This is a genomic window from Gemmatimonadota bacterium (assembly GCA_022560615.1).
In the GTDB taxonomy this organism is placed as follows: Bacteria; Gemmatimonadota; Gemmatimonadetes; order Longimicrobiales; family Gaopeijiaceae; genus UBA1138.
In genome coordinates this window covers 15,376-30,392 of record JADFSR010000043.1, presented here as the reverse complement: position 1 = coordinate 30,392, position 15,017 = coordinate 15,376, and the positions used below count along the sequence as shown (strand labels likewise).

Below are 15,017 nucleotides of genomic sequence, written 5' to 3'. Positions count from 1 at the left end.
GAGTCGTAGCAGGGCGGGCACCGCCGCCGAAGGCGGTGGTCCGACGAGGAGAGACGATGGATCAACCGCGCGGGCACCGACGCGAAGCGTTGGTCGCCATGTGCCCAACACCATGGCTGATATGATCGTCCGTGGGTGTGGGTTGGGGTGGCACGGCCCCATCTCCGTCGTTGGAGCTCCTCGACGTAGCTACGGCTATGCCTTCGCCGCTCCGCGACCCGCGCAAAGCGCGGGTGCCCTATGAGGCCGTGGCACCCGGGGACCCGTGCGACAGCACGGGTGGCGGCCCGCTGTACTCCTTCAACAGCCTCCTAGTTCAGCGCCGTCTGAACGGCCGCGATCAGACCCGGATAGCGTGCGTACCCCCAGCGGGCCTCTTCGACGTCCAGGCGCTCGCGGTTGGTGTGCGCGAAGCGCTCTTCACCCGGCGCGAAGCCCACCGTCGGAATCCCGTGCACACCGCACGACCAGCCACCGTCGGTGGCGAAGGTCCACGGGCGCACCTCGGCGGCCTCGTTGGAATCCCCGAGTCGGCCGACGGCGCGGGCCGCCGCGCCCACGACCGGATGCGACGGGTCCATGAGGAAGCCAGGTGTGAAGAGGTCTCGGTCGGCGACGATCCCCGTGTAGGTGACTTGACGCTCCCTCGCCATGCGCACCTCGTACCCGAGTGCGTCTGGGACCGACGGAATGCGCGCCTCGACAGCCATGCGCACGCGACGCACGAGCGACTCGTGGTCGTCGCCGGGAAGGATTCTCCAATCCAGCGCCACGATCGCTTGATCGGGAATCACGTTTCGACTCTGAGGCAGCACATCTACCATGGTTGCGATCAAGCTCGAAGTGCCCAGCAGCTCGTCCGATTCTTGGCTTGCCGCCAGGTCTCGGACCGCTAGCAGCACGTCGCTCAGCAGGTCGAGCGCGTTTGCCGCCCTTTCAGGGGCGCTGGCATGGCCGGCCACGCCCGTCAGGACGACCTCGAGCTCGGCTCGACCTCGGTGGCCGATGCAGATGTCTCCGTGCGTGGATTCGCCAATGATCACCACCCCCGGCTCCACCTCTCCGGACTCCAGCAGGTGCTTCATGCCCAGGCCGCCGCGCTCCTCATACACCGTGTGCGCGACGATCACGTCGCCTGGCGCCTCGCCGATCATCGACGCTGCCGCATACGTCTGCAGAGCGAGCGGGCCCTTGATGTCCATGGCACCACGACCGTGCAGAAACCCGTCACGGACCTCGCCGCTGAACGGCGGCACTTCCCACTCCGAGTGATCCCCCTCCGCCACGACGTCGAGGTGGCAGTTGAGCATCGCGGCCGGGGCGTTTCCACGCCCTCGCGCGACCCCGATCACGTTGCCGGCGTCATCCACTCGCACGTCCTCGAGTCCGAGCGCCTCCATCTCCTGGAACAAACGCCGAGCGACGTCGTCCTCCTGGCCCGAGAGACCCGGGATGGCAATGAGATCAGCGGCGAACGCCAGCGCGTTCTCGAAACTCGCGGCCTTGGACATCGTCTATCCGATGTTTTCTACGCTCAACCGAAGAGCCCCTGGATCACGTCCACGAGCCACGATGTGGACTGAGCGTCCACCTCTATGCCCCAATGAGCCACAAACCACGGTGCGAGCACCAATGACACCACGCTCATGAGCTTGATGAGGATGTTCAGAGACGGGCCTGAAGTGTCCTTGAACGGATCACCGACGGTGTCACCGATGACCGCCGCCATGTGCGGCTCGGAGCCCTTGCCGCCGTATGCACCGGCCTCGATGTACTTCTTGGCATTGTCCCAGGCACCACCGGAGTTGGCCATGAAGAGTGCCAGGAGCACGCCGGTCACCATCGCGCCGGCGAGCATGCCTCCGAGCGCTTCGACGCCCATGAAGTATCCGACGATGACCGGCGCCAGCACGGCGGTGAGGCCGGGCAAGATCATCTCGCGCAGCGCCGCCTTCGTCGAGATATCGATGCAGCGCGCCGAGTCCGGTTTCACGGTGCCTTCCATGATGCCCGGGATCTCTCTGAACTGGCGGCGAACCTCGTCCACCATCCCCTGAGCCGCACGACCCACCGCGGTCATCGTGAGCGCGGCCACGAAGAACGGCAGCATGCCACCGATGAACAGGCCGATCACCACGATCGGATCGATGATGTCGATGCCGGTCTCCTGCAGTCCCACCGCGGCCGAGTAGGCCGAGAAGAGCGCAAGCGCTGTGAGCGCCGCGGAGCCGATCGCAAAGCCTTTTCCTATGGCGGCCGTCGTATTTCCGATCGCGTCGAGCGAGTCGGTGATCTCACGGGTCTCCGGCCCCAGGCCGCTCATCTCACTGATTCCGCCCGCGTTGTCGGCGATCGGCCCATACGCGTCGACCGTCATCGTGACGCCCACGGTCGCGAGCATACCGACCGCGGCGATGCCGATGCCGTACAGACCGGCGAACTCGAACGAGGTCCAGATCGCCACACAGATGAGGATGACCGGAACCACAGTAGACTCCATGCCGACGGCGAGACCCGCTATAAGGTTGGTCGCCGCACCCGTCTGACTCGCCTCCGCGATTCTCCGTACAGGACCCGCTGCGGTGTAGTACTGCGTCACCATCCCGATGAGGATGCCTGCCATCGTACCGGCCACGATCGCGATCCATGGACCGGTCACGCCGTAGGTGACCCCCGCCGTCGTCGTGTACGTGATGCCCATGGCCTGAACGACGAAGTACATCGCACCGAGAAACAGAGCGCCGGCGATCCAGGTCGTACCGTGTAGAGCGTAGGAGGGATCGCGCTTCTCGAGGACCTTCATGGCCCCGATGCCCACCAGCGACGCGATGAGCCCGACCATTACCGTGACGAGCGGCAGCGCGACCGCGGCAGCCCGGTGCTCCACCATGGCGGCCGCCGTGGCACCGATCGCGATCGTCGCCACGATCGAGCCGACGTACGACTCGAAGATATCCGCCCCCATACCCGCCACGTCGCCGACGTTGTCACCGACGTTGTCCGCGATCGTGGCCGGGTTTCGCGGATCGTCCTCGGGGATGCCCGCTTCGAGCTTTCCGACGAGGTCGGCACCGACGTCAGCCGCCTTCGTGAAGATACCGCCACCGACGCGCGCGAAGAGGGCGATCGAGCTCGCGCCCATCGCGAAGCCGGAGACGATCTTGGCGAAGTCCGAGAACTCACCGGTTCCGGGCACCGCGTCCGCGCCGAAGACGACATAGAGCGCGCCGAGGCCGAGTAGGCCGAGCGACGCCACCGCGAGACCCATGACGGCTCCGCCGAAGAAGGCGATGCGTAGCGCCTTGCCCTGCCCCTCTGTGTTGGCCGCGGCCGCGGTCCTCGTATTGGCCCGAGTGGCAGCCTTCATGCCCGCAAAACCGGCTGAGACCGAGGTCAAAGCGCCGAAAACGTACGCGAGGGCCGGTGTCGTGCCGATCGCCAGCCACAGCAGAATCGCCACGACGACGACGAAGCCCGCCAACACGGTGTACTCGCGTCGGAGGAACGTCATCGCGCCGTCGTGGATCTGCTCCCCGATGTCGATCATGACTTCGGTCCCGGCCGGCTGCTTCTTCACGTAGCCGTATGTAATGGCCGCGACCACGAGGCCAAAAACGCCTAGGACCCAAGCGTAGTTGGTCAATGCGACAAAGTCGGTCATCGATTCAGTCTTCCTGTTGCCGTCATGAAGGTCCCTTCTATCGATTGAAGCGGTTCATCGCCGCTTCACTGCCCTCGTTGATCCACACCTCTACGGCTCCGGTCAGCTCGGGCAACAAGCCAACCACAACGTCTTCATCTTCCGCGGGCATCTCGGAGAGAACCCAGTCCGAAAGATCCGCACCATCCGGCTTGAGCCCCACGCCGATCCGGAGTCGCGCGTAGTCGTTGGACTGCAGCGCACCCGAGATGGACTTGAGCCCGTTGTGTCCACCCGCCCCACCCTCGGCGCGGAAGCGGACGCGACCCACGTGCAACGCGGCGTCGTCGACGATGATCAGGAGGTCCTCGGTGGCGTCGAACGACTCGAGGGTCCGGAGCGACCGTATCGACAACCCGCTTCGATTCATGTATGTCGTGGGCTTCATGAGACGCACCGGCGTCTCACCCACGGACCCTTCCGTGACGAAGGCTCGACCCTCACGCTTGAAGAAGTCGAACCCCCAGTCGTAGGCGAGTCGGTCTGCGACCCACCATCCAACGTTGTGCCGCGTGGCATCGTGCTCGGGCCCGGGATTCCCGAGCCCGATCACGACTTTCATGTGTGCCAAGAGAACGAGGGATCAGCCCTCGCCTCGTTGTGAGTCGCCGGCCTCGTCCGAATCTTCGGCCACCGGTGCACCGTCCTCCAGAGCCTCGCCTTCGAGTTCCTCGCCTTCGAGCAGCTCCTCTTCCTCTTCCTCTTCTGGCTCCTCGATCACCTTCGGAATCGCCACGGAGCAGATGGTGCGCTTCTGCTCGATGGTGACCTCGACGCCTTCCTCGAACTCGATGTCATAGATGTGCAGGGACTCGTTGAGGTCCAAGTGCGTCACATCGATATCGATGGACTGCGGGATCTTCGACGGAATGCAACGCACCGGAAGATCGTGGATGATCTGCTCCATCACGCCGCCGCTGTTCTTCACGCCCTCCGGAATACCCACGAGGTGCACCGGCACGTTGACGTCCACCGTGACACCCTCCTGGATCCGGAGGAAGTCGACATGGATCAGCGACTGCCTCAAGGGATGCACCTGGATCTCTCGGATGAGCGTCTGGTACGCCTCCTTCTCCCCCTCGACCGCGAGGTCCAAGATCGTGTTGTCCACGCTGATCGAGTAGAACAGCTGTTCCGCCTCTCTTGCGTCCACCGAGAGATGAACCGGTTCGAGATCTCGGCCGTAGAGAACCGCCGGGACTCGCCCTGCGGCGCGGAGTTTACGCGCAACCCCCTTGCCGGTGCCTTCCCGTTTCTGGGCGGGTAAGGTCGCTGTGTTCGCCATTTGTCTCCCCTCTGATTATCGGCCCCCGGGCTCTCCCGGGGCCCTTTCCCTCAGTCGTCAGGCGGAGTCTCGAAGAGCTGACTCACCGACTCGTTCGAATGCACGTAGTGGATCGCCTTCGCCAAGAGGTCCGCTACCGAGAGCACCTTGAGCTTCTCAAACCTCTTCTCCTCCGCTATGTGGATGGTGTTCGTCACGATCACCTCCTCCACGGGCGCCTCCTGCAGACATTGCGCGGCGCCAGCCGAGAGCAGCGCGTGCGTCGCGGCCGCATACACGACCTCGGCGCCCTGGTCCTTCAAGGCGTGGATCGCGTTGGACAAGGAGCCCCCCGTATCCACCATATCGTCGACGAGGAGGCATGTCTTGCCCTCCACCTCACCGACCACGTTCATCACTTCCGACATGTTCGGCTTGGGGCGCCGCTTGTCGATGATCGCGAACGCGGCGCCCAGCCGTTTCGCGTATCCCCGGGCCATCTTCGCCGCACCTACGTCAGGCGATACCACGACAAGGTCCTGCAGACCCAGGCTCCTGAAGTATTTCGTCAGGACCGGAGCCGCATACATGTGATCCACTGGGATGTCGAAGAACCCCTGAATCTGATGCTGGTGGAAGTCTATCGAGATCACGCGATCCGCACCTGCCGCAACCACCAGATTCGCCGCGAGCTTCGCCCCAATCGCCACACGCGGCTGATCCTTTCTGTCCTGCCGACCGTACCCGAAGTACGGGATCACCGCCGTGACCCGCGCCGCCGACGCCCGCTTCGCGGCGTCGATCAGCAGGCACAACTCCATGATGTTGTCGGCCGGAGCCGACGTGGGCTGGAGGATGAACACGTCCCGACCACGCACGTTGTGGTCGATTCGCACCCATATCTCCCCGTCCGCGAACTGCTTGATCGTCGCCCCATCGGGCGACATCCCAATCCTTTCACCGATCTCCGCGGACAGCGAAGGATTGGCTCGGCCACTGAGCAGGAGAAGGGGGCCCCGCCTGTACGTGTCGTCCATCTGTGCCGGGGCTTAAAGTCCGATCCTACGAGACACGATCTAGAGAGCCCGACAAGCTAAAAAGGACGCGCGAACTGGTCAACGCGTCATCTTCCGCTCTCATCTCTCTCGGACCGTGAACCGGCGGCCGCTGACGACTTCGGATCTGCCCGCTGTCCTGAGGGTGATCTGCACCTCGTAGGCCCCCGGGTCGAGGCGATCCAGATTGAGGTCGAGGTAACGGAATAGTGGACTCGGCCGGTCGGGGCCCGGCTCTTCCCATGCGAGCGAGACCTTCTGAGGCCCGCCGCTCACCCGCAAGAACTCCCCGATCCGACGGAAGAGGCTTCGATCGACCCGGTTCACCGTCACCTCGAAAGCGAGTGTCTCGGGGCGGAATCCCAGTCCGGACACTTCCCAGCCGATCGCGAACGTCTGGCCGCGCCGGACCTCGGTCCGGAGCAGCGCCAGCGGTATCGCGGCCTCGAGCAGCTCCGGAGGATCTGGGGTCGGCCTCAACATCAAGAGATCGGACAGGGCGGCAATGTCTTCTGGGACACGTCGATACTCGATCCCTTCGCGGTATCTACCTGCACGTCGCCGAGAGGGACTCCACGCCTCCGTCGCCACCACGTACGAACCGACCGGCGCCTCCAGGGACAGCACGCCGTCGGTGCTTCCAAGCGAGCGGTTGGATCGGAGTGGTGTCCCCTCCACGGATACGAGGAAGAGTCCGCCACGATCCCGCATGTCCTCCTGTTCGCCCGCCTCGAGCCAGGGCACGTCGTGGCGGTGTCCGGCATGGAGCGTGGTGTCCTCCGGTAGGAAGTGCGTGCCCACTACGATCATGCGATCACCCCTAGGAAAGACCGCCAGCTGGCCTTCCATCGGAAGCAGCTGTGGAGCGTACGCAGGCGCGTACAGGCTCCGAGGCCGCCGCTTGTCCGCCAGCAGGTCCTCGTGCGTCGCCCGCCCCGGGAAAGCGAGCGCCGCTCCGGAGGGCATGTAGTCCCTCCGCTCGGGGTGCTTGCGGCCGATGACGTTGTCCCCGGTCAGGATGCTCCTGCGGTCGAGAGATCGTTGCCACGCGATCTCCCACCCGAAGCGCACGGTCAACTGCTCGAGGTCGTTGCCCCACCTGACGTGGAACGGGTTCCGAGCCCGCTCCCTGAGCGTCGAGACAGTCCAGCGCGCGTAGTGCTCGGTCTTGCGATCATTCCCCTCGACGAGATACAGAGGATCCGAGAGCATCCACAGACGGTCCAGGACCGCATCGACGGAGTCACTGGGGGCTCGCTTCAATTCGTCGAGTATCCGACGGGAATCCCGGTCCACCACCCTGCGAGGAATCCGCCACTCCTGGGCTCGCTCCGCATCCATCAAGAGAAGTGAGCGCTCGAAGGCCGTCTCCGCCTCCAGGTACCGTTGGAGCCCGTGCAGCGCGAAGCCCCGCAGCGCTGCACACCACCATGGCTCCACCGCACCACACGCCTGGCCGACGCGTAACGCTTCTTCCCATCGGCCCGCCTCCGAGTGATACCAGACGCGCTGCCCGAGCACCCACCCGTCGCCAGGGAGGTGACGCTGCACGGAGTCCAGAACCGTGAGCAACGCCCGTCGCAGCTCCTCGACCTCCGGGGGCTCGGGCTGCGGGTACCAGTCCCCTTCATCGTACCAGGAGCAGAAACGCCCGATGCGCTCGTCGCACGCGTCCGTGAACGAGACGCTCGTGATGGGGAGGTGCTGAAGGCGACGGCGTTCGAACTGGGCCTGTGCGCTGCGCGCGCGTCCCCGAAGGTCGGATGAGTCGGGGGCGAGAGTCACCGTGTCCGGGACTCCGGACACGACCTGGGCATCCCCAATGGTTGGCACCAGGAGGAGTGCGAGCAGCAGGGCCAAGCTGCGACCGATCACGCGTTCAAGTGGCCTGTAATGGATGAGCTGAGCCGAAATACTCGCACAGGAGGGATCGAACGATTGGCCCGGATGGATTCGAACCACCACCGCCGGTGCTAAAGTTCTGGAACCCAATATCTGGCACATCCGCCTCATACAGGGCGCGGGCTTTCTGACGCATCCTTATATATGCACACCCGATATATGCACACCCGCAAATAACGCCAGATCCGCTCCCGAATCTACACGTGAATCTACACGTGGGAGGGGTCGGGCGATGACGTGACGACATCGATGGAGGAGGCAGGCGGCAACGATCGGTTGCTGGACGAGGCAGGGGCTACGGAATCACCTTCAGAATCAATCGCTGAGACGGAGAGAACGTGAAGACGATATTCGGAGAGCACGACGAGAAGACGCTCGCCCAGCTCGACGATGTGGCCGAGAACGCGGAACGGGTCGCGCTCATGGCAGACGGCCACTTGGGCTACGTAATGCCGATCGGTGGCGTGGCCGCGTACCGGAACAAGGTCAGCCCAATCGGCGTGGGCGTGGACATCGCATGCGGGAACTGCGCGATCAAGACCGATCTCCAGGTCGGAGACCTCGCTGACCTGGACGACATTGCCGACGAGATTATCACGACGATCGCGCTCGGCGTTGGAGGAACGAACACTAGCCCCCTCGCCCCGACCGGCGACCCGCTATTCCAGTCGGGTGCGTGGAGCGTGGTGCCCCCGAAGCACCAGCAAGCCCTCGTGGATCGGAGCCGCGACCAACTGGGCACGACCGGCGGCGGCAACCACTACATCGACGTGTTCTCTGACGAGGAGGGCGACGTCTGGGTCGGCGTGCACTTCGGCTCGAGGGCACTCGGATTCCAGATGGCGCACTCCTTCGTGGCGCTCGCCCAAGGACTCGGCTGGACCGACCGACCCAACATGAACGCCGAGGTGCTGCTCGACCTCGACACGCAACTCGGGCAAGAATACTGGGCTGCCATGGAGCTCGCGGGCGACTACGCCTACGCCGGTCGGGAGTGGGTTACGCGGACCGTCGTAGCGCTTCTGGGCGGGATCGAGATCGACATGGTGCACAATCACCACAATTACGCCTGGGAGGAGACGCACGGAGACGAGCGATTAGTCGTCGTGCGGAAGGGTGCCACGCCGGCGTTCCCAGGCCAACGCGGTTTCGTCGGCGGCAGTATGGGGGACAAGTCCGTGATCCTACGAGGCACCGACGACGCGAGCGACCTGACGCTTCAGTCGACGGTGCACGGAGCTGGGCGGGTCATGGGCCGGATGGCCGCAAAGGGCAAGTGGAAGAAGGGGCGGTGCATCCGACCGGGTCGGGTGAGCCAAGAGGACATGGACGCGGCAACCCAGAACATCGTGCTGCGCGGCGGGGACCTCGACGAAGCGCCCCAGGTCTACCGCAAGCTGGACGACGTGCTCAACGCCCAGCCAGGGATCGAGATCCTCCACACGCTGACGCCGCTGATCGTCTGCATGGCCCCATCACGGACCCGGGATTGACCCCTCAAATGGCGCCCAATCTACACGCGAATCTACACGTGACCCGGCCGCGAATTCCGGCGGTGCTGAAAGCCGTTGCGGCTGTAGGGCTCCTACGATTGGCCCGGATGGATTCGAACCATCACCGCCGGTGCCAAAGACCGGTGTCCTGCCATTAGACGACGGGCCAGCGTGGCACATCCTACCCAAGGCGGGGGGGCCGGTTCAAGGTCCGCCGGGTCACAGAGGTGAGACCTGAGGCACTTCGTTCAGCGTGCGGGTCGCCAGAACCCTCCACCCGAGCTCGTCGGAGAGGCGTTGCGCCGTCGACGACGCCTCCGAGGCGTCCCTTGCGAGCCCGAAGCACGCGCCGCCGCTGCCCGAGAGCATGACCAACCGCAGACCCGCGTCTCGCAGAGCATCCAGAGCTCGTCGCACCTCTGGATGTCCGTCCGCGACGACCCCTTCGAAGTCGTTGGCAGCGATCTCATCGACCGTGTCCCAGTCCGACGGCATGCGCTCGAGCTGAGGGGCGCGTGTCTGCGGGCCCGTCGATGTGCGACGCTCTGCCAGGGCGGCATAAGCGGGCCCTGTCGCGACGTGTACAGGCGGGCAGACGAGCACGACCGCCGTCGACGGAAGTGACGGGACGACGGTGAGGTCGTCGCCCCGACCCCGAGCAAGGGCCAGGGCGCTACCGCACAGAAAAAACGGGACGTCAGAACCCAAGTCCGCACCGATCGCGAGCAGCGCCTCGGCGGCGACCGCTCCATGGGTGAGGTGGTTCAGTGCTCGCAGAACCGCGGCAGCGTCGGAAGATCCCCCACCCAGCCCTGCTCCGGTCGGAATCTTCTTCGTGAGAAGGATGCGGACCCCGGAGTGCAAGTCAGCCGCGAGGCGATACGCCTCCGCTGCCCGGAACGCGAGGTTGTCCGTCACCGGCCCTGCGTCGGCGCCCTCGACCTCGAGCTGCACCGAGTCGCCAGCCAGTTCAACGGTCAGCTCATCCGTGAAGTCAATCGCCTGAAAGAGCGCCTCGAGCTCGTGATAACCATCCGTTCTGCGCCCGAGTACGCGGAGCAGAAGGTTCACCTTGGCCGGGGCACGTACCGAGACCGCCTGTCTCACGAGGCTTTGGCGGTGCGCACCTCGCCGAGCGACAGCCCCATCTTCCAGGCATAGTAGAAGCCGATCAGTGTGATCGGGAGCCAGCCACCGAAGTGGTACCCGAACGCGAAGGCCAAGGACTGGTCGGCACTCACGCCGTAGACCGCGATCAGAGCGAAGCTGGCCGCATAGTGAAACGTGCCGAAGAACCCCGGCGCCGACGGCAGTGCGACGCCCCAACCGACCGCTGCGGTGACGAATATGGCGGACACGAAGCCGGTATCGATGCCGAACGCCAGCATGCCCAGCCAGAACGACGACGCTTGCCAAGTCCAGAAGAAGAGCGTCCATGCGAGCCCCAGCCCCAGCAGCCTCGGGTCGCGCATGATGGCGAGGGAGTCGAGGAACGAAGCGAGCGACTCCACGAGCGGCACAGAAACCTTCTTCGGCAAGAAGCGTGCGAACCACTCGACGAAGTTGACGAACTGCCGTGGCAGCACGGCCATGCACACAAGCGCGAAGAGTACCAAAGCGACGGTCACCAGCCCGCCGCGCAGAAGCAGCCCACCCCGCTCCCCCGAAAACGCATCCGCAGCTGGGGAGCCGGGCAGGACGACGGGCACGACCAGGAAGAGCAGCAGCACGATGCCGTCGAGGAATCGCTCTACGACTACCGAGCCGAACGCGCCACTGACGGTAACCGGCTCAAGACGGCTCAGGGCGTATGGCCGCATGAACTCCCCGGCCCTCAGAGGCAGAACGTTGTTGCCCATGAAGCCTATGGAAACCGCCGCGAACCTCGAGCCAAGCCGGGTATCAGGGTTGACGCGAGCGAGCAGAACCTTCCACCGGAGTGCGCGGATGAAGAAGCCAAAGGTCGCCACGCTGACCGCTGCGAACAGTAGGACGAAGTCGCCCTGCACGATGTTCGTCCAGATCTCGGAGGGGTTCTCGTTGCGCAGGACCCACCACAGCAGAAAGACGGTGACCGCTACCCCGAAGAGAGCTTTCCCCCAATGCTTCACGCTCGCAGCCGCCGCGCCCGACGTAGGATCCTGGACATGTCCTTCACGGAGCGCTCCATGCCGGTGAGCACCGCCCGCGCGATCACGCTGTGACCGATGTTCAGCTCTTCGATCTCCGGTATGGCCGCGACGGGATGTACGTTCTCGTAGGTGAGCCCGTGACCGGCATGTACCGCCAGTTCGAGCTTGCTCGCAAGCGACGCCGCACGACCCAACCGGTCCAGCTCGTGGATGCGATCGGCGCCCTGGGCGTTCGCGTATTCACCGGTGTGCAGCTCGATCGCGTCCGCCCCCAGTTCCAGAGCAGCCTGGATCGCCTCAGCTGTGGGATCGATGAAGAGTGACGTACGGATGCCCGCGCCTTCGAGGCGCGCGAGCGCGTCACCCACGACTTTGAGCTGACTCCCACTGCTCAGGTCGAGTCCCCCCTCGGTCGTGAGCTCCTCCCGCTTCTCGGGCACGAGCGTCGCCTGCAACGGGCGCCACTCACACGCGAGGTCGAGGATCTCCGAGGTGGCCGCGAGCTCCAAGTTCACGCCGGTTCGCACCGTAGCCATGAGCAGCCGCACGTCGCGGTCCTGGATGTGCCTTCGGTCCTCACGGAGGTGCACCGTGATTCCGTCCACTCCCGCCAACTCCGCAAGCACGGCTGCCCGGACGGGATCGGGCTCGTCGGTGCCGCGCGCCTGCCGCACCGTGGCCACGTGATCGATGTTGAGGTAGAAACGCATTTCTGTCAGTCGGTGGGGGCTGTCACGATGCTGCCACAGGATCCACCTGCACGCCCTTGCGGCTCCGGAGCCGGCCCAGGAGTGGCGCCGGGATCCGTGCTGTGAGAAGCACACCCGTGCTCTCATCCGCGCGGTCGAGGATCTCGGCCTCGCGGTAGATAGCCGCGATCGTCTTTCCGTCCTCGATGGGCACGCGGACCACGACCTCCTCCAGGCGAGCGCGAATGCGCGCGACCAGTGTCTCCCTCAAGGCACCCAGCGTGGCGTCGTCGTGGGCGGAGACGAACACCGCGGGCGTCGGCTCCAGCGCGCGGATCCGAGCACGCAACGCCTCCTCTTCCGCGTGCGTGATCCTGTCGACCTTGTTGAAGACCAGAATCTTGTCGCTAGTCGTGAGATCGAGGTCCGCGAGAACGTCGTTCACGACCTGCCGTTGCTCCTCCCAGTCGGCGTGTGAAGCATCGATCACGTGCAGTAGTACATCCCCCTCGCGCGCCTCCTCGAGCGTCGAACGGAACGACGCAACTAGATGGTGGGGAAGCTTTCGGATGAACCCGACCGTGTCTGTGAGTAGAGCCTCATGGCCCGCTCCCAACTCGACCTTCCGGGTCGCCGAGTCGAGCGTCGCGAAGAGACGATCCTCGATGAACAGTTCGGCGCCCGAGAGCGCGCTCAACAAGGACGACTTGCCCGCGTTGGTGTAGCCGACCAGAGCGGCCCGGAAGCTGCCCTCGCGAGACTTGCGCTGCATCTCCCGCGCCTTGGCCACTTGGCGCAGCTTGCCCTTCAGGTCGATGATCCGCTTTCCGATCAGTCGGCGGTCCGTCTCGAGCTGGGTCTCGCCGGGCCCCCGCAGGCCGATGCCACCACGGATGCGAGAGAGGTGGCTCCACATGCGGCGGAGTCGCGGAAGAAGGTACTGGAGTTGCGCGAGCTCGACCTGCATGCGCGCCTCCTTCGATCGTGCGCGCGTCGCGAAGATGTCCAGGATCAGCTCGGAGCGATCCATCACGCGCACGTCCAGAAGTTCCTCGAGGTTCTTTCCCTGGGCGGGGCTGAGCTCCTCGTCGAAGATCACGAGATTGCCCTCTCTCTCGGTAACGAGCGATTTGAGCTCGTCCGCTTTGCCCTTCCCCACGTAGAAGCGCGGATTTGGCTTGGAAATCCGCTGGGTGAGGGTGCCGACCACCTCGCCGCCCGCCGTATCCGTCAGACGCGCCAACTCCCCGAGGTGTTCCTCTACGAGACGCGCTTCGAGCTTGCCCTGCGGCGCGCCAACGAGCACCGCGCGCTCGACCGGAGTGCGCATGTCGATGAGCTGAGTCGGAATCCTGCTACCTCCGCGCGCCTGCGCCCGTTCATCCGCGATTGTTACATCCGTAGCACGGTCTCGGTACCTGAATGAGAAGGATACTCAACTGGTGCGGCGGTTAGAAGCGGCCGCGATCGTCAGCCAGCTCCTTCGTCCTCCGCCCCGGACTCGACGCGCCGCTCCGCCCACCACTTGAGTCGCTCCGCGACGGTCTTTTCGAAGCCGAATCGGCTCGGCGTGTAGAACACCTCCCCGGCGAGACGCTCGGGCAAGTACGTCTGTGGGGCGACCCCGTCCTGTTCCGCGTGGTCATACCTGTATCCCTCGCCGTACCCAAGCTCCTTCATCAGACCCGTCGGGGCGTTGCGGATGTGGAGCGGGACTCTCTCGCCCGGGGTTTCGCGCGCGCGCTCGAGGGCAGCCGACCACGCCTCGTACGCGCGGTTCGACTTCGGCGCAGTCGCGAGGTAGATCGTGGCTTCGGCGAGCGCCAATTCGCCCTCCGGCGACCCCAGGAAGTGGAAGGCGTCCCGTGCCGCGACGGTGACTTGGAGCGCCGCCGGATCCGCCATTCCGACATCCTCCGAGGCCATGCGGACCAACCTCCGCGCGATGTAGAGCGGATCTTCTCCACCGTCGATCATGCGGGCCAGCCAATAGAGAGCCCCATCCGGGTCGCTTCCCCGGACCGCCTTGTGAAGCGCTGAGACGAGGTTGAAGTGCTCCTCCCCACTCTTGTCATAGGTGGCGAAGCGGTGCTGAAGCGCTTCTCGGGCCGCCGCCAGATCGACGGTACCGCCTTGGCCGACAGATTGCGCCGCCGCCTCAGCGACGCCCAGCGCCCGACGTGCGTCCCCATCGGAGGCCTCCGCGATGAAAGCCAGTGCGTCGTCCTCGAAACGCACGCCCGCGTCGCCGAGCCCCCTCACCTCAGACGTGACTGCATCGTCGAGGATCGCCCGTAGCTCATCCGACGAGAGCGGGTCCAGAACGTACACCGGCGCCCGCGAGAGCAAGGGTCGGATGATCTCGAAGGAAGGGTTCTCGGTGGTCGCGCCGATCAGGATCACGGTGCCGGCTTCCACATGTGGCAGAAAAGCGTCCTGTTGCGCTTTGTTGAAGCGGTGGATCTCGTCACAAAAGAGGATCGTTCGACGGCCGGTGGACTGAAGTCGAGTGCTCGCCTCCTCGATGATCTCGCGCACTCGGGCGATCCCCTCACTCACAGCGCTCAGCGGTACGAAGGTGACCTCGGTCTCGGCGGCGATCAGGCGGGCGAGCGTCGTCTTTCCGCTACCGGGCGGTCCCCAGAGGATCATGCTCTTCGGCGAGCTCTGGTCCAGCATCGCGCGGATCGCCCGACCCTCCCCCAGCAGATGCTCCTGACCCCTGAACTCCGACAGGGTTCTCGGCCGCATGCGGGCGGCGAGTGGCGCGTTCATGCCCGGT

Annotated in this window: 12 protein-coding genes and 1 tRNA gene; 1 reads left to right on the top strand and 12 read right to left on the bottom strand. The window is 65.0% G+C overall.

The features are described 5' to 3' along the window. Positions 1 to 311: 311 nt before the first annotated feature. The 6 genes from IIB36_17405 to IIB36_17380 all read right to left on the bottom strand — a co-directional run bounded on the left by IIB36_17405 (position 312) and on the right by IIB36_17380 (position 7,894). Positions 312 to 1,511 carry a M20/M25/M40 family metallo-hydrolase gene (locus IIB36_17405; protein ID MCH7533515.1) on the bottom strand — a complete coding sequence of 400 codons (1,200 nt, stop codon included), beginning with the start codon at positions 1,509 to 1,511 and terminating at the stop codon, positions 312 to 314. Positions 1,512 to 1,534: 23 nt separating this feature from the next. Next, the gene (locus IIB36_17400; GenBank protein MCH7533514.1) at positions 1,535 to 3,661 is read right to left on the bottom strand and encodes a sodium-translocating pyrophosphatase; all 2,127 of its coding nucleotides are present in this window, start codon (positions 3,659 to 3,661) and stop codon (positions 1,535 to 1,537) included. A 37-nt stretch (positions 3,662 to 3,698) separates the two neighbouring features. Further along, positions 3,699 to 4,271: an aminoacyl-tRNA hydrolase gene (locus tag IIB36_17395; protein MCH7533513.1), complete on the bottom strand. Its 573-nt coding sequence runs from the start codon at positions 4,269 to 4,271 to the stop codon at positions 3,699 to 3,701. A 12-nt stretch (positions 4,272 to 4,283) separates the two neighbouring features. Next, on the bottom strand, positions 4,284 to 4,985 hold the full coding sequence (locus IIB36_17390) for a 50S ribosomal protein L25/general stress protein Ctc (GenBank protein MCH7533512.1): 702 nt from the start codon (positions 4,983 to 4,985) through the stop codon (positions 4,284 to 4,286). A gap of 50 nt (positions 4,986 to 5,035) precedes the next feature. Further along, positions 5,036 to 6,001: a ribose-phosphate pyrophosphokinase gene (locus tag IIB36_17385; GenBank protein ID MCH7533511.1), complete on the bottom strand. Its 966-nt coding sequence runs from the start codon at positions 5,999 to 6,001 to the stop codon at positions 5,036 to 5,038. 99 nt (positions 6,002 to 6,100) lie between these two features. Then, positions 6,101 to 7,894 (bottom strand): hypothetical protein, encoded by a 1,794-nt coding sequence (locus IIB36_17380; protein ID MCH7533510.1) that lies wholly within the window; start codon positions 7,892 to 7,894, stop codon positions 6,101 to 6,103. Positions 7,895 to 8,343: 449 nt separating this feature from the next. Between IIB36_17380 and IIB36_17375 the strand changes: the two genes are divergently transcribed. Beyond that, entirely contained in the window at positions 8,344 to 9,414 is a 1,071-nt protein-coding gene (locus IIB36_17375) for an RtcB family protein (protein MCH7533509.1), read from the top strand. 98 nt (positions 9,415 to 9,512) lie between these two features. Here IIB36_17375 and IIB36_17370 read toward each other — a convergent pair. From IIB36_17370 to IIB36_17345, 6 genes are all read right to left on the bottom strand, one after another. Next, a tRNA-Gln gene (locus tag IIB36_17370) sits at positions 9,513 to 9,583 on the bottom strand. A gap of 50 nt (positions 9,584 to 9,633) precedes the next feature. Next, positions 9,634 to 10,521: a 4-(cytidine 5'-diphospho)-2-C-methyl-D-erythritol kinase gene (locus tag IIB36_17365; GenBank protein MCH7533508.1), complete on the bottom strand. Its 888-nt coding sequence runs from the start codon at positions 10,519 to 10,521 to the stop codon at positions 9,634 to 9,636. Then, positions 10,518 to 11,525 (bottom strand): flippase-like domain-containing protein, encoded by a 1,008-nt coding sequence (locus IIB36_17360; protein MCH7533507.1) that lies wholly within the window; start codon positions 11,523 to 11,525, stop codon positions 10,518 to 10,520. Before IIB36_17360 ends, IIB36_17365 begins: the two co-directional genes overlap by 4 nt. After that, positions 11,522 to 12,256, bottom strand: coding sequence for a pyridoxine 5'-phosphate synthase (locus tag IIB36_17355; protein ID MCH7533506.1), 735 nt, complete (start codon positions 12,254 to 12,256; stop codon positions 11,522 to 11,524). Before IIB36_17355 ends, IIB36_17360 begins: the two co-directional genes overlap by 4 nt. Before the next feature lie 22 nt (positions 12,257 to 12,278). Then, positions 12,279 to 13,565: a GTPase HflX gene (gene hflX / locus IIB36_17350; GenBank protein ID MCH7533505.1), complete on the bottom strand. Its 1,287-nt coding sequence runs from the start codon at positions 13,563 to 13,565 to the stop codon at positions 12,279 to 12,281. 140 nt (positions 13,566 to 13,705) lie between these two features. Then, positions 13,706 to 15,010 (bottom strand): replication-associated recombination protein A, encoded by a 1,305-nt coding sequence (locus IIB36_17345; GenBank protein MCH7533504.1) that lies wholly within the window; start codon positions 15,008 to 15,010, stop codon positions 13,706 to 13,708. Positions 15,011 to 15,017 lie beyond the last annotated feature (7 nt).

Excerpts from the sequence above, each read along its gene's own strand:
- IIB36_17385 (MCH7533511.1), bottom strand. The coding sequence starts at position 6,001 with ATGGACGACACGTACAGGCGGGGCCCCCTTCTCCTGCTCAGTGGCCGA.
- IIB36_17345 (MCH7533504.1), bottom strand. The coding sequence starts at position 15,010 with ATGAACGCGCCACTCGCCGCCCGCATGCGGCCGAGAACCCTGTCGGAG.
- hflX (MCH7533505.1), bottom strand. The coding sequence starts at position 13,565 with ATGCGCACTCCGGTCGAGCGCGCGGTGCTCGTTGGCGCGCCGCAGGGC.
- IIB36_17390 (MCH7533512.1), bottom strand. The coding sequence starts at position 4,985 with ATGGCGAACACAGCGACCTTACCCGCCCAGAAACGGGAAGGCACCGGC.
- IIB36_17405 (MCH7533515.1), bottom strand. The coding sequence starts at position 1,511 with ATGTCCAAGGCCGCGAGTTTCGAGAACGCGCTGGCGTTCGCCGCTGAT.
- IIB36_17375 (MCH7533509.1), top strand. The coding sequence starts at position 8,344 with ATGGCAGACGGCCACTTGGGCTACGTAATGCCGATCGGTGGCGTGGCC.
- IIB36_17400 (MCH7533514.1), bottom strand. The coding sequence starts at position 3,661 with ATGACCGACTTTGTCGCATTGACCAACTACGCTTGGGTCCTAGGCGTT.
- IIB36_17355 (MCH7533506.1), bottom strand. The coding sequence starts at position 12,256 with ATGCGTTTCTACCTCAACATCGATCACGTGGCCACGGTGCGGCAGGCG.